Here is a 13,270-nt window from a genome sequence, read left to right on the forward strand (position 1 = left end):
CAACGCGATCAGGACCAAACTCGCCCTGAATCATCTGTCTGAGTCGGTGCACTAGGTCGTTTATTGGCAGTCGGACTTGTGTCCGCCGCTGAGGGTTACGCGCGAAGCGTGCTTGCCGCCTGCATCGAGCTTTGTCCATTAGCAAGAGCTACAGCCGCAACTAAGACCATTAACCTGGGTGGGCTTCTTTGGCACGGGAAGACAGGCTTCAGTCGTAGTGCATTTGAGCATTTTTCTTTCGCATCAAAGGAGGAACTCGCCAAGGCTCTTCGTGAATTTCTTGGCTTCAAATTAGAAGATGCGAAATTCAAATCCCCCTTGGACGAATACGATAAAGTCTGTCAATTGCGTCACGGGATTGTTCACAGTGACGGCCTACTTCCAGGAAAAAACGCAATACACTTAGATATACCTAGATACTCAGATCCTGTCAGGATTAACATACGATATGCTGAACTTCAAGAAATCGCATCAGTAATAAATACGCTTGTATACACGCTCAATCGAGAGCTTTTTATGGAAATGTCGAAGCGATGGGCTATTGATTGGCGGAAGCGTGTGGATTGGGATGCTGCTGTAGAGGATGCATCTTTTCGTAAACTGTGGATTCTTTTTCATTCGAGACGCGAAGCTGAGTCAAGGCGGGGTAGACGAGATTTAAATTGGCGCAGATGTGTTCAACTAGTTAGAATCCAGTACAGTTTATAAAATTCTCAATTGTCTAATTGTCTGCATCCCTGCGCCGTGAACGCCTTCCCGCCCGCCGCGATCTGCGGCGTGGGCAGCGCCGTGGCCACCCCACTGGTCTTCGGCTCGACCCCGTTCACCCGCAGGAAGCTCGCCGCAACGTCGCCCTTGATGCCGAAGTTCACGGTCTGCGGCACCGAGTTTGTGGCCATCAGCACCGCCATGTCGTTCATGCGCGCCACCGTGACGCCGAGCAGGGCGCCGGAGCCGTCGAGCACCGGGCCGCCGGAATTGCCGGGCTGGACGGGGCCGGTCATAGGGAACTCGGTCGTGTCGTACACATGCCGATCCGTCGGCCACCCCGTCACGCTGCGCGCGCCGGGACTCCTGGCCAGCTCGCCACCGAACTCACGAGCCCGTCCGTGAAGTTCACCCCGTTGTCGAGCGCACCCGCAGTGGGGAAGCCTGCGCCCAACCACGGCCTCGCCAAGGTGCAGCGGCGTCGTGCGGAACACGGCCGTCGTAAGAGGCACCGGGGGCTTCGCGTCGAGCCGCAGGGGTGCGAGGTCGGTCTTGGAGTCCCTGGCCATGCCATGCGCCGTGCCGCGCTCGTTCATCATGGCGCGCGCATCCCTGAAGGCCTCGACGCCGGCCAGCCTTCGTCCGGCCAGTCGCGTGCGCCGTGGATGACGTGAAGCACCGCGACGCGTCTCCGTCCCGGCTGATCGTCCAACGCATAAGCCACGATATACGGCAAACCGGGCACGACCTTCTCGTAGGTGCCCGTCACACGACCGGACCGACCCGTCGCCATGTCGCCCAGGGTCGCGACGACGCCGTCGATCGTCTCGGCCACCCGGGCGGCGGCATCCGGGTTGGACTCAGCGATGAAGCGGAGGATGGCGAGGAACTCGTCCCGGGCGCTGTTCGACCAGACGACGGTCCGCTTCATCCTGCCGTGCGGGCGGCTTCGAGGACCGCGCGTGCCTGCCGCATGACCTCGGCGTGATCCGTCACCCGATCGGCCGCCACATCGGCCCGACCATGCTCGATGGCTCCGACGATCGCCAATTCCCGCTGCACATAAGCCGCGATCGCCTCCGCCCCGAGGACGCCCTCCGTGCGGCGCGTGCTGCCCGCGAGCCTGGCCAATTGCGCCTTTGTGTCGGCCGAAAGTCGGACCGTGAGGGTGGTGCTGTCAGGCATGACGGGCTCGTGTGGATGTCCGCACCCTAGCACGAGCCACGCCGGAGTCGAAGGCTTGGCAGCGCCAATTCACTCAGACCCATCCACCCGCACACACATCACCTGCGCCGTGAATGCCTTCCCGTCCGCCACGATCTGCGGCGTGGTCAGCGCCGCGGCCGCCCCGCCCGACTTCGGCTCGACCCCGTTCACCCGCAGGAAGCTCGCCGCGACGTCGCCCTTGATGCCGAAGCTGTGTGGTGTAGGACACCGAGTTCGTGGCCATCAGCGCCGCCATGTCGTTCATGCGCGCCACCGTGACGCCGAGCAGGGCGCCGGAGCCGTCGAGCACCGGGCCACCGGAATTGCCGGGCTGGACGGCGGAGGTCATGGGGAACTCGGTCGTGTCGTTGTCCATGCCGGCGACCCTCAGAGCGACTGCGCGTAAGGTCGAAGCACGTCCACCGTTTCGGTGAGCCCGTTCGCTTCCATGTTCATGAGAAGCAGCTCGGCCGACAGGTCCGGCTTCCTGAAACGCTCGCGCATGCGACGGACCGCCGCCACGGCCTTGCCGCTGTCGAGCGCGATGGTGTCGGCCAGGAAGTCGTCGGCAGAGCGCGCCTCGATGTTAAGAGGCTTGAGGATCGCGGGTGGGAAGTGCTTCACGTTCTCCGTGACGATCACGACCGCCTGTGTCTTCAGGGCCGCCGCCACCACATGAGCATCACCTTGGTCCGGCAATCCTTCGCATACGCCCATGAATGCGTCGAAGTCCGCCACCATGGCGTCTTTGAACGCCGCTTCCATACCAGCTACGGACCTCTTGGCCCGCTGATCGGAATCGGCGATCTGTCGCCCGGTCAGCATCTTCACGATGGCTCGTTCCGTCTCATCAAGAACCGGCCGCGACCATCGGACGCGAAAGAACTCGGCTTCCGCCAGCGAGAGCAGCAGATTGCGTCTCAGGACGCCTGCAAGAGTACAGGCGTCCACAAAGGCCGTGAAGCGGTTCGCGAACATGGCTCAGAGCAACGCGGCATCCCCTTCAGCGAGATCAGCTAGCGCGGTCCTGCGCTTGATGTCCCGCTTCTCTTTATAGGCTAATAAATCTTCGGCCCTGATCCTGCGATGCCGCCCCACTTTGGTGTGCTTGATCTTGTCGGCATCGATCAGCGAGACGAGGTAAGGGCGCGACACGTTCAGAATGTCTGCCGCCTGCTGGGTCGTGAGCATCTGGCTCACCGGGACGAGCGTCACCGCATCGCCTTTGCCGATATGGCGCAGCAGTTCCATGAGCATCGTCGAGAGGCCAGGCGCGAGGGTGATCTCTGCCTTGTTCTTTTCTTCGTCGAAGACATGAAGCTTCGTGCTCTGATCGCTCGTGTGAGCCGCAAGGATCTTGCGCAGGTGATTGGCGGCCGCCCTCTCATCCGCCGATGGCAGTCGGCGGCCAAGCGGTTCGGCTTTGGCTGGCATGGTCATGGGGTGTCTCCGCAATCGCGATTTATGCCGAATATTCGAAGCGAACGCAAGTTACGACTGCTTCGAACAAGCCCAGGTCGCTTTAAGTTGAAGGTCCACGCTGCAGAACGAGAATTGTTCATAGCCGAGCCGAAGAAGGCCGAGCCGATGACGGTCACGGTTCACGCCTTGTAACGCGGCCCTTTGAAGCGGTCCCGGAGCCACTGGAGACTGGCCTCGTCCGGCCATGCGGGACCGAACAGGCGCGGGCGCAAGGCGAGTCCGTCAAGCTGCAGATAGGTCGAGGCCTCGAAGAGACCGAGCTGCCCGCTGAGCATGACCCGGCGATCGTGATCGAAGGCCAGCAGATTGCGCTCGACCAGGCGATGGATGTCGGTTCGCGCGGGGATGAGGTTGCCGAGCGCATCGAGGCCGCCCCGCTGGCGCGGCCGCAGATGGATCGTGTCCTGGACCACGGACACGCGCTCGCCCGTGATGGCGCATCGGTGCCCGTAGAGCCGCATCGTCATGCTGCGGAGGGTCGACCATCCGGCACGGCCCTGCGTGCCTCGGGCACGCCCGCGTCCGGAGCTGCGCAACCGCTGCTGCCACACCTCGTCGTAGCCTGCGCTTGGACGCGCATGATCGCGGAGCCCTGCCAGAAGGACCCGGCCGCGCGTGCTCGAATTTGAACACAGCGGAACCAGAACATCGGCGGCATCGTGCGGCCACGGCAGTTCGAAGGCCTGACCGATGGGGAAGAGATGCAGGTCTCTGAACAGGGCGATGGCGATCACCGGGTTCGGTCCAGCCGGCTTGGCGCGACGCGCGTCGATCTGGGCCCGCAGATCGATCAGGTCATGGACGCCCAGACCGACCCCGAACAAGGCATGGGCATCCCGCGCGAAATGCAGCGTCGTTCCGACATAAAGGCCGTGGCCGATGACGACACGGGAGCGTCCTTCTGGCCGAAACAGGACGAGGTCGCCGGGTTGCGCCGCTCGCCAAGCCCGGTCGCCGCTGGCCTGCCAGATGGCGAGTTCGTCCGGTGAGGCCAAGGTCTCGACGACCTGGACCCAAGGCTGCGGGACGTTTTTCAGCCAGATCTGCACTCCGCAAAGTCTGACCGTGTCATTCCGTAAGGGAAGTTAAGGTGCAGGCCTGTCCATCACAGGAAACCGGCAAGCCCGGGGTTCGCGGGACGATTTGCCCGGCTCATCGCCGTAAGCCGGTGGCTCGCGGCGATCTGCCCTATCTATGGGACTGCGGCACCCCCTGGTGCGCGACACCCCTCCCGAACCGGAGCTTCATCCACCCATGCCCATCTCGCTCTACGACCTCAGCATCGGCAGTTATCTGCAGACGCTCGACGCCACGGCGGCCCTGCTCGACAAGGCGCTGGCGCATTTTCAGGAGAAGAAGATCGACCCCGAGGTGATCGTCACGACGCGGCTCTACCCCGACATGCTGCCGTTCCGGTTCCAGGTGCAATCGGTGGCGTTCCATGCCGGCGCCACCGTGGCGGCGCTGAAGAGCGGCACCCTGTCGCCGCCGAAGGACCGCCCGAACCACGACTATGCCGGGCTGCAGGCCCTGTTGGCCGACACCGCCGCGGCGCTGCGGGCCGAAACGCGCGAGAGCATAGAGGCCCGCGAGGGCTCGGACATCACCTTCACCACCCCGGCCTCGACACGCGTCTTTACGGCGACCGACTTCGTGCTGGGCTTCTCGCTGCCCAACCTGCATTTCCACGCCGCGACTGCCTACGACATCCTGCGGCAGGCCGGCGTGCCGATCGGCAAGCGCGATTTCCTCGGCCAGTTGCGGGTGAAGGAAACACGCTGACAACCGCATGACGAATCCCGGGGGCCCACCAGTCCCCGGGAGTATTGTTCAGGCACGGGCGGCCGTTAGTTCCGGGCTCGGGGTGGCCTGTGCGCCGCCCGCGCCAGGGAGGCAGCCTTGAGAGTGTTGGGATTCGGAATGGTCGTCATGAGTCTGGGGTTCGCGTCTTCGGGCGCGCAGGCCTGCCACACCGATCCCTTCCTGGTGCATTGGGGCGACACGCTCGACGTCCACATGCAGCTCCGATCGACCGAAGCCTGCCGGTTCGGCTTCAATCCCGGCCGCGCCAGCCACGTGTCCGCGGTCGTGATCTCGCAGGCGCCGTCGCACGGCACGGTTTCGCAGGCCGACGCCACGCATTTCGTCTACCATCCCGGCCACGGTTATGCGGGGCCGGACGTTCTGAAGGTGACGGCGACGGGCGAGCAGATGGGCAACCGGCACATCTGGAGCGGCGACACCAACTATACTTACGACATTCAGGTCGCGCCCTGACCCACGCGGGCCGGCATGGGCCTCACGGTTGATCCATGTGCCACAGCGCGTCCCGCAGCGGCCGACTCGGCACCGCGATGAAGCCGCCCATCGCCGAATCGAGGTCGAGGATCAGGTAAAGCGAAGACGCGACCGAAAACGCCGAAAGCACCAGCACCGCGACCGTCAGCCGGTTGCGGGGCGACACCAGGCCCGACACCAGGAACACCACGGCGAGCCAGCCGACCAGCACGCCGAGCAGCACCGGCGACAATTTGGATCGGGCGCGCTCGACCAGCGACCAGCGGATTGATTCGAGATCGCGCACGTCTTCCTGCAACAGCGTCGCCAGGCGGGTGTGCCGGGCATCCGCGGGGGCGAGGTCCTGTGCGCCCCCGTCCATCCGGCTCATCAGGGCCGTGAACTCGGCCGTCTCGTCGCTGCCGGGCATCACGGGATGCACCGGAAACGGATAGGCCCCGGACGGGCGCGGCTCGTCGGGCCAAGTGTCGGCGATCACGGCCGCCGTATAGGCCCGCAGCGTGGTCCGGATCGGCATGGCGTCCGGCCCGTAGTCGCGCAGGCGGCGGTCGAAGGCGAACAGCGCGATGCCATAGCGGCTATAGGCGCCCGCGTGGTCGTCGAAATCGGTCTTCACGCCGGTCACCAGCAGGCCCAGCACCAAGGCCGCCACCGTCACCACCATGGCGGCCATGGTGCGGGCCGACTCGGTGGAGGGCGGGGCCCGATGATCCTCCTTCAGCCACCGCTGTGCCCACCATCCGAGATGGCTGCACACCAGCAGGAGGAGCAGGATCAGCACGGCATCGAAGACGTCCGTCATGGCGGCTCCCCGCCCGACAAACGCGCTTCGGCCCCTGCCGGCGCCCCGGGCGACCTCCTGAGGCGGAGTGTCCCCTCAACGGGCCTCGAAGCGCAAGGCCACCCCCGCGCCGGTCGGCGAGGAGGTGGCTGGGTTGTTTACTTCGCTTCGTCGTCCGCCTTAGGCTCTTCCTTTGCGTCCGCGATATGGGCCAGGGCTTCGCCGAGCTGCTTGATCTTCTCGCCGTCCTTGTCGGACTTCGCCGCGATCGCCACCGTTTCCTTGGCGAGCTTCTGCACGAGCTTCTGGATCTGATCGCCCTTCACGTCCTCGGCCTGCAGATGCTTCTTCAGGCTCTCGAGGTCGCGCACGATCCCCTTGACGCCGGTGGCCTCGACCTTCTCGAGCGAGGCTTCCCAGCCCTCGATGTTCTTGATGGCGGCGGCCTTGGTGAAGCCCTTCACGCCTTCCTGCAGGTGCTTGATGGTGGCGGCGAACTGCGGCATCTCGATCTCCATGGTTGCGCCTAGGCTGGCGTCCGGCGACTCAAAGGCTTTGGGCACCGCAATGGTTGCGCGCCAGGATGTCGCGGGTGGTCCTTGATCCGACCACCACACCCTTGCGGCTGCGACACATTGGCGCCATCATTCCGCCATGGAGGACCAGGCGCCGATCATCGACCTGATCTACGAGGCTGCCGCGCTGCCGGAGCGCTGGCCGGCGGCGCTGCAGGCTGTGGCGACCCACATCGGCGGCTTCTCGGGCATCCTGTTCACGGCTGGCCAGGGCAAGGCGAAATGGCTCTGCTCGGCCGACAACCGGGATGATTTCGGCCGCTGGGTCGACGATGGCTGGCTCGGTCGTAATTCGCGGCTGCCGCGCACGCTGGCCCTCGGGTCGCAACACAGCGTGGTGACGGACCTCGACATCTTCACGGCCGACGAGATGGCGGCTGACCCGCTCTACCAATTGCTGCGGACGCATCGGTGGGGCTGGTTCGCCGGCATGGCCCCGACCGCGCCAGTCGGGTCCGAAACGATCGCGCTGTCGTTCGAGCGCGCCTTCGCGGAGGGCCCCTATGCTCAAGCCCAGGTGGCACGGCTTGCGGCGCTGCGACCGCACCTGTTGCGTGCTTTGCTGCTCGGCACCCGGCTCGGGCTCGAGCGGCATGTGGCCGCCACCGAGGTGCTGGAACGTCTCGGGCTGCCGGCCGCGGTGCTGGGCCAGGGCGGCCGGCTGTTGGCCGCCAACGCGTCGTTCGAGGCCGCCATGCCGGATCTCATGCGACACGGCCGCGACCGCCTCCAACTGGCCGACACGGCCGCCGACGCGCGCCTGTCCGCCACATTGCGCGGCATCGCGGCCGGACGGGTCGGCACGACGCCTTTGACGCTGGTGCTGGGGCGACGCCCCGGACAGGCCGCGACCCTGCTGCACCTCCTGCCGACCCGTGGCGCCGCACACGACGTGTTTGCCGGCGCGTTGGCGCTTTGCGTGTTGACGCCGCCACAGGGGCGACCGCTGCCCGAAGCGGCGGTGCTCGGGCAGATGTTCGAACTGTCGCCCCGCGAGGCCGCCTTGACGCTGGGGATCGGGCGAGGCGACACGCTGAAAACCTATGCCGAGGAGGCCGGCGTCACGGCCAACACCGCCAAGGCGCAGCTGAAGCACGTTTTCGAAAAAACCGGCGTGCGGCGGCAGGCCGAGCTGGTGGCACTGCTGGCCCGCCTCAGCGGGCCGTGAAGGTCGTACTCATGCTTCAAAGGGGTGGCCCCGGACGGGCTGTTCGCCTCAATCGGCGCCAAGGCTCGCACCACGATTGTCGAGTCCGAACACGTTCGGACGCACGCGAGCCGCGGGTTGACGCGATCATCCTTGCGCATCATCTTGCGTAAGGAGCCGTCCCGTGCCGATTGAGACAAGTGCGAAGGCCATCGTCGATCGGCTCGAGGCCGAGGGCTGGGTGAACCAGGGCGGCACCAAACATGCCAAGTTCTGCCACGCCAATCATCCCGGCATCCGCATCATGGTGCCGCGCCACAAAACGCTGACGCCGGGCGTGGCACGGTCGATCGGCAAGGCTGCCGGCTGGCATTGAGGACAAACATGGCCCGCTACATCGCAATCCTCGACATCGATGACGAGGCGGTCGGCGCCGAGATTCCCGACTGCCCGGGATGCACCGCTATGGGCAGAGATGAGGACGAGGCCGTCCAGGCCATCACGGAAGCCCTGCGCGAGTGGATGGCGGACCGGATCGCCGACGGGGTCGCGCCCCCGGTTCCACGGTCGATCAAAATGCTCGACAGGGCTGGCTTCCTGTCCGGCACGCCGGGGAGCCCTGCCGTGTTTGCCTCGATCCCGCTGCTGCTTGATGAAAGCCGGTTGGTGCGGGCCAACATTTCGCTCGATGCGGGGTTCCTGAAGACGATCGATCAGGAGGCGAAGCTTCGCGGTCTTACCCGTTCGGCCTTCCTGACCTCGGCGGCCCGCGAGAAGATCTCAGCCGGCCGGTAGCTTCAGAAAAAGCTTGCCCCTCCCCACCCCGGGCGCGATCAAGGCGGCTCCACCGATGCGCCGGGAAGGGAATGCGACATGGCCGATCTGACGGACGACCTCAAATCGAGCGCCCTGTTCTACCATCGCAATCCCCGCCCCGGTAAGATCGAGATCCAGCCCACCAAGCCGCTCGGCAACCAGCGCGACCTGGCGCTCGCCTACACGCCCGGCGTCGGCACCGTCTGCATGGCCATCGCGGAGGACCCGCGCGAGGCCGCCACCCTGACGTCCCGCCAGAACCTCGTCGCCGTGGTGTCGAACGGCACCGCGGTGCTGGGTCTCGGCAACATCGGACCGCTCGCCAGCAAGCCCGTGATGGAGGGCAAGGCGGTGTTGTTCAAGAAATTCGCCGGTATCGACGTGTTCGACATCGAGGTGGCGGAAACCGCCGTCGACCGCATGGTCGACGTGGTGGCGGCCCTCGAACCCACCTTTGGCGGCATCAACCTCGAAGACATCAAGGCGCCCGAGTGCTTCGAGATCGAGGCGCAGCTGAAGGCCCGCATGGGCATCCCGGTGTTCCACGACGACCAGCACGGCACCGCCATCATCGTGGCGGCGGCGGTGCTGAACGCGCTCGAATTCGCCGGCAAGACCATCGAGCGCATCAAGGTCGTCACCTCGGGGGCCGGCGCCGCGGCGCTCGCCACCCTCAACCTGCTGGTCGAGCTTGGGGTCCGGCGCGACAACATCTGGGTCACGGATATCGAGGGCGTGGTCTACAAGGGCCGCGAGGCGCTGATGGATCGCTGGAAGGCGCCCTATGCGCAGGACACCGCCGCCCGCACCCTTGGCGAGGTGATCGGCGGCGCCGACGTGTTCATCGGCTTGTCGGCGGCCGGTGTGCTGAAGCCCGCCATGCTGGCCAGCATGGCCGACAAGCCGCTCATCATGGCGCTGGCCAACCCGAACCCGGAGATCATGCCCGAGGTGGCCCGGGCGGCACGGCCGGATGCGCTGATCTGCACCGGCCGCTCGGATTTCCCCAATCAGGTCAACAACGTCCTCTGCTTCCCCTACATCTTCCGGGGGGCGCTCGACGTCGAAGCCTCGACCATCAACGAGCCCATGAAGGCCGCGGCCGTAAAGGCCATCGCGGCGCTGGCGCGCGAAACGCCGTCCGACGTGGTGGCGCGCGCCTATGGCGGCGAGGCACGACCCTTCGGCCCCGAATCGCTGATCCCGAGCCCTTTCGATCCGCGCCTGATCCTGCGGGTCGCCCCCGCGGTCGCCCGGGCCGCCATGGAAACGGGCGTGGCCCGGCGGCCGATCGCCGACCTCGAAAGCTATGCCGAGTCGCTCGACCGCTTCGTGACGCGTTCGGCCTTCATCATGAAGCCGGTCTTCACCGTCGCCAAGGCGTCCCCCAAGCGGGTGATCTACGCGGAAGGCGAGGATGAGCGCGTGCTGCGGGCCGTGCAGGCCGTGGTCGAGGAAGGGCTGGCCAAGCCGATCCTGGTGGGCCGCCCGAGCGTGATCGAGACCCGGTTGAAGCGTTTCGGCCTGTCGGTGGCGCCGGGCCGCGATTTCGAGCTCATCAACCCCGAAGACGACCCACGCTACCGCGATTATGTGGCCGACTACCTCCAGGCGGCCGGCCGCAAAGGCATTACGCCCGACGCGGCCCGCACCCTGGTGCGCACCAACTCGACCGTGATCGCCGCCATCGCGGTGCGGCGCGGCGACGCCGACGCGATGATCTGCGGCCTCGAAGGGCGCTTCCGCTCGAACCTGCGCCACATCGATTCTATCTTGGGCCTCGCCCCGGGGTCGCAGAGGATGGCGGCCGTCAGCCTGTTGATCACCGACAAGGGCGCTTATTTCCTGGCCGACACCCACATCACCGAGGATCCCAACGCCGAGGAGATCGCCGATATCGCGATGGCCTGCGCCACGCATGTGCGACGCTTCGGCATCGAGCCCAAGATCGCGCTGCTGTCGCATTCGGATTTCGGCGCCATGGAAACGCCCTCGGCCCGCAAGATGCAGCGGGCGCTGCAGCTGGTGCGGGAGCGCAACCCCGACTTCGAGGTGGACGGCGAAATGGCGGCCGACACGGCGCTGCTGCAACTGGTGCGCGACCGCGTCAATCCGGCCTCGACCCTGAAGGGCGAGGCCAACGTGCTGATCCTGCCGAACCTCGACGCCGCCAACATCGCGTTCCAGCTCGTCAAGGTGATGGCCGACGCGCTGCCGGTCGGCCCCATCCTGATCGGCCCCAGCAAGCCCGCCCACGTGCTGACGCCCTCGATCACGGCGCGCGGCATCGTCAACGTCACGGCGCTCGCCGTGGTCGAGGCCTGCGGGCCGGCCTGAGCGCGGGCGCCTACATCTCCACCCGGGTGCCGAGTTCGACCACGCGCTCGGGCGGGATGCAGAAATAATCGGACGCACTTGCGGCGTTGCGGGTCATGAAGGCGTAAAGCCGCTCCTCCCAGGCCGACAGGTCGGGGCTCAGCGACGGGACGGGCGTTTCGCGGCCGATAAAGAAGGAAGCCCGGTTGGTGTCGCAGCCGAGGGCCTCGGGGTGGCGTGCGAATGTCCCGATGACGTCCGGCGCTTCCGCGAATCCGAACCGCAGCCGGACCAGGCGGAACCCGGAGGACAGGTCCTCGAGCGTCACCTGATCGGCCTCGGCCACACGGGGCGCCCGCTCGGTCTCGACCTTCAGCAGCACGACATGGTCATGCACCACGCCGTTATGGGCGACGTTGAGCGCCAGCGCGGCCGGCACGATATCGGTTTGCCGCGTCAGGTAGACGGCGGTGCCCCGGGTGCGCTTCGGGGCATTGGGCCGGTCGAGCCCGGCGATGAAGTCCGACAAGCGGACCGCCTCCTCGTCGCGCCGCTCGAAGGCGATCGCCCGCCCCTTGTGCCACACCCACATGAGGCTCAGCAGTACCGCGCCGACCAGCAGCGGGAACCAGCCGCCGGCCGGGATCTTGTGGACGTTCGAGGCCACGAAGGTGAGGTCGATCAGGCCGAACAGCGCCGCCACCGGCACCACCAGGCCGCGCGGCCAGCGCCAATGCGCCAGCGCCACCAGGCTCACCAGGATCGTCGTGACCAGCATGTCGCCCGACACCGCGATCCCATAGGCGTTGGCCAGCGCGTCCGACGAGCCGAAGCCGAACACCAGGCCCAGCACTGCGATGGCCAGCAACCAGTTGACCTGCGGGGCGTAGACCTGCCCCGCTTCTTCGGCCGACGTCTGGGTGATGGTGAGCCGGGGCACGACGCCGAGCTGGATCGCCTGCCGGACCAGCCCGAAGGCGCCCGAGATCACGGCCTGGCTGGCGATCACGGTGGCGGCGGTCGAAAGGATCACCACCGGCACCAGCGACCAGCCGGGGAACAGCGAGAAGAACGGGTCGCGGGCGGCGGCCGGATCGGCCAGCACCAGGGCGCCCTGGCCGAGATAGGCCAGCCCCAGAGCCGGCAGCACCGCCGCGAACCAGGTGAGCCGGATGGCGGTGCGGCCGAAATGGCCCATGTCGGCATAAAGCGCTTCGCCGCCCGTCAGTGCCAGAAATACCGAGCCCAGCACCGTGAACAGCGTGCGGAAGCCGGCGTGATGCGCATAAGCGAGCGCGCAAGCGGGGTTCAGCGCGAGGAGGATGCGGGGCTGCGCCACCAGATGAACGAGGCCGGCGCCGCCGAGCAGCACGAACCAGACCGCCATCACGGGGCCGAACCACAGGCCGACGCGACCGCTGCCGCGGCTCTGGATCGAGAACAGCCCCAACAACACCGCCGCCGCGATCGGCACCACATAGGGCGCCACCGGCGGGGCCGCGACCTTAAGGCCCTCGACGGCGCTCAACACCGAGATGGCCGGCGTGATCATGGCGTCGCCGAGGAACAAGGACGCTCCGACAAGCCCGGCCAGCAGAACGGCGGGGCGACGCCGCCCAGCCGACCGCAGCGCCAAAGACAGCAGCGCCATGGTGCCGCCCTCGCCGGCATTGTCGGCCCGCATGACGAAAACGACGTATTTGAGGGCCACCACGATCAGGATGGCCCAGATCACCAGCGACACGACGCCGAACACCGCCTGCTCGCCACCGGCAGGCCCGGCGGCGCGCAAGGATTCCCGCAAGGCATAGATCGGGCTGGTCCCAATATCGCCGAAAACCACCCCCAAGGCCCCGAGGAGAAGCGCGGGGCGGAGCCGGTGCTGGCTCAGATCGGCGGCGGAAGCATCGTGCGGAGCGGTCATGCCGGGAACACTAGACG

At 66.4% G+C, this 13,270-nt stretch carries 16 protein-coding genes; 6 read left to right on the forward strand and 10 right to left on the reverse strand.

The genetic code is table 11. The features are described 5' to 3' along the window. Positions 1-713 precede the first annotated feature (713 nt). The 7 genes from P7D22_RS15940 to P7D22_RS15970 form a co-directional block, all read right to left on the reverse strand. Complete coding sequence (locus tag P7D22_RS15940) at positions 714-1,307, reverse strand: S1C family serine protease (RefSeq protein ID WP_319935242.1); 594 nt, start codon at positions 1,305-1,307, stop codon at positions 714-716. Beyond that, on the reverse strand, positions 1,304-1,639 hold the full coding sequence (locus P7D22_RS15945; RefSeq protein ID WP_319935243.1) for a type II toxin-antitoxin system RelE/ParE family toxin: 336 nt from the start codon (positions 1,637-1,639) through the stop codon (positions 1,304-1,306). Before P7D22_RS15945 ends, P7D22_RS15940 begins: the two co-directional genes overlap by 4 nt. Then, on the reverse strand, positions 1,636-1,893 hold the full coding sequence (locus P7D22_RS15950; RefSeq protein WP_319935244.1) for a CopG family ribbon-helix-helix protein: 258 nt from the start codon (positions 1,891-1,893) through the stop codon (positions 1,636-1,638). The genes P7D22_RS15945 and P7D22_RS15950 overlap by 4 nt, the downstream gene beginning before the upstream one ends. A gap of 73 nt (positions 1,894-1,966) precedes the next feature. Beyond that, positions 1,967-2,263, reverse strand: coding sequence for a hypothetical protein (locus tag P7D22_RS15955; RefSeq protein ID WP_319935245.1), 297 nt, complete (start codon positions 2,261-2,263; stop codon positions 1,967-1,969). Between the two features lie 38 nt (positions 2,264-2,301). Further along, positions 2,302-2,892 carry a PIN domain-containing protein gene (locus P7D22_RS15960; RefSeq protein WP_319935246.1) on the reverse strand — a complete coding sequence of 197 codons (591 nt, stop codon included), beginning with the start codon at positions 2,890-2,892 and terminating at the stop codon, positions 2,302-2,304. 3 nt (positions 2,893-2,895) lie between these two features. Beyond that, positions 2,896-3,354 (reverse strand): helix-turn-helix domain-containing protein, encoded by a 459-nt coding sequence (locus P7D22_RS15965; RefSeq protein ID WP_319935247.1) that lies wholly within the window; start codon positions 3,352-3,354, stop codon positions 2,896-2,898. Positions 3,355-3,515: 161 nt separating this feature from the next. After that, the gene (locus tag P7D22_RS15970; protein WP_319935248.1) at positions 3,516-4,391 is read right to left on the reverse strand and encodes a hypothetical protein; all 876 of its coding nucleotides are present in this window, start codon (positions 4,389-4,391) and stop codon (positions 3,516-3,518) included. 259 nt (positions 4,392-4,650) lie between these two features. On the opposite strand from P7D22_RS15970, the gene P7D22_RS15975 reads away from it, so the two are divergent. Beyond that, positions 4,651-5,178, forward strand: coding sequence for a DUF1993 domain-containing protein (locus P7D22_RS15975; protein ID WP_319935249.1), 528 nt, complete (start codon positions 4,651-4,653; stop codon positions 5,176-5,178). Between the two features lie 138 nt (positions 5,179-5,316). After that, positions 5,317-5,673, forward strand: a complete 357-nt coding sequence (locus tag P7D22_RS15980; protein WP_319935250.1) for an Ig-like domain-containing protein — start codon at positions 5,317-5,319, stop codon at positions 5,671-5,673. 22 nt (positions 5,674-5,695) lie between these two features. On the opposite strand, the gene P7D22_RS15985 is transcribed toward P7D22_RS15980, so the two are convergent. After that, positions 5,696-6,496 carry a bestrophin-like domain gene (locus tag P7D22_RS15985; RefSeq protein WP_319935251.1) on the reverse strand — a complete coding sequence of 267 codons (801 nt, stop codon included), beginning with the start codon at positions 6,494-6,496 and terminating at the stop codon, positions 5,696-5,698. A gap of 137 nt (positions 6,497-6,633) precedes the next feature. Then, positions 6,634-6,981, reverse strand: coding sequence for a hypothetical protein (locus tag P7D22_RS15990; RefSeq protein WP_319935252.1), 348 nt, complete (start codon positions 6,979-6,981; stop codon positions 6,634-6,636). 148 nt (positions 6,982-7,129) lie between these two features. Here P7D22_RS15990 and P7D22_RS15995 point away from each other — a divergent pair, with 148 nt between their 5' ends. The 4 genes from P7D22_RS15995 (at position 7,130) to P7D22_RS16010 (ending at position 11,350) form a co-directional block, all read left to right on the forward strand. Continuing rightward, the gene (locus P7D22_RS15995) at positions 7,130-8,218 is read left to right on the forward strand and encodes a helix-turn-helix transcriptional regulator (protein WP_319935253.1); all 1,089 of its coding nucleotides are present in this window, start codon (positions 7,130-7,132) and stop codon (positions 8,216-8,218) included. A gap of 163 nt (positions 8,219-8,381) precedes the next feature. Beyond that, entirely contained in the window at positions 8,382-8,573 is a 192-nt protein-coding gene (locus tag P7D22_RS16000) for a type II toxin-antitoxin system HicA family toxin (RefSeq protein ID WP_319935254.1), read from the forward strand. Between the two features lie 8 nt (positions 8,574-8,581). Next, complete coding sequence (locus P7D22_RS16005; RefSeq protein ID WP_319935255.1) at positions 8,582-8,992, forward strand: type II toxin-antitoxin system HicB family antitoxin; 411 nt, start codon at positions 8,582-8,584, stop codon at positions 8,990-8,992. A gap of 78 nt (positions 8,993-9,070) precedes the next feature. Beyond that, a complete protein-coding gene (locus P7D22_RS16010; protein WP_319935256.1) occupies positions 9,071-11,350 on the forward strand; it encodes an NADP-dependent malic enzyme in 2,280 nt (759 codons plus the stop codon). Between the two features lie 10 nt (positions 11,351-11,360). Here P7D22_RS16010 and P7D22_RS16015 read toward each other — a convergent pair whose 3' ends face one another. After that, positions 11,361-13,220: a potassium transporter Kup gene (locus P7D22_RS16015; RefSeq protein WP_319935274.1), complete on the reverse strand. Its 1,860-nt coding sequence runs from the start codon at positions 13,218-13,220 to the stop codon at positions 11,361-11,363. Positions 13,221-13,270: the final 50 nt, after the last annotated feature.

The organism is Lichenihabitans sp. Uapishka_5 (assembly GCF_033947565.1).
Lineage (GTDB): Bacteria > Pseudomonadota > Alphaproteobacteria > Rhizobiales > Beijerinckiaceae > Lichenihabitans.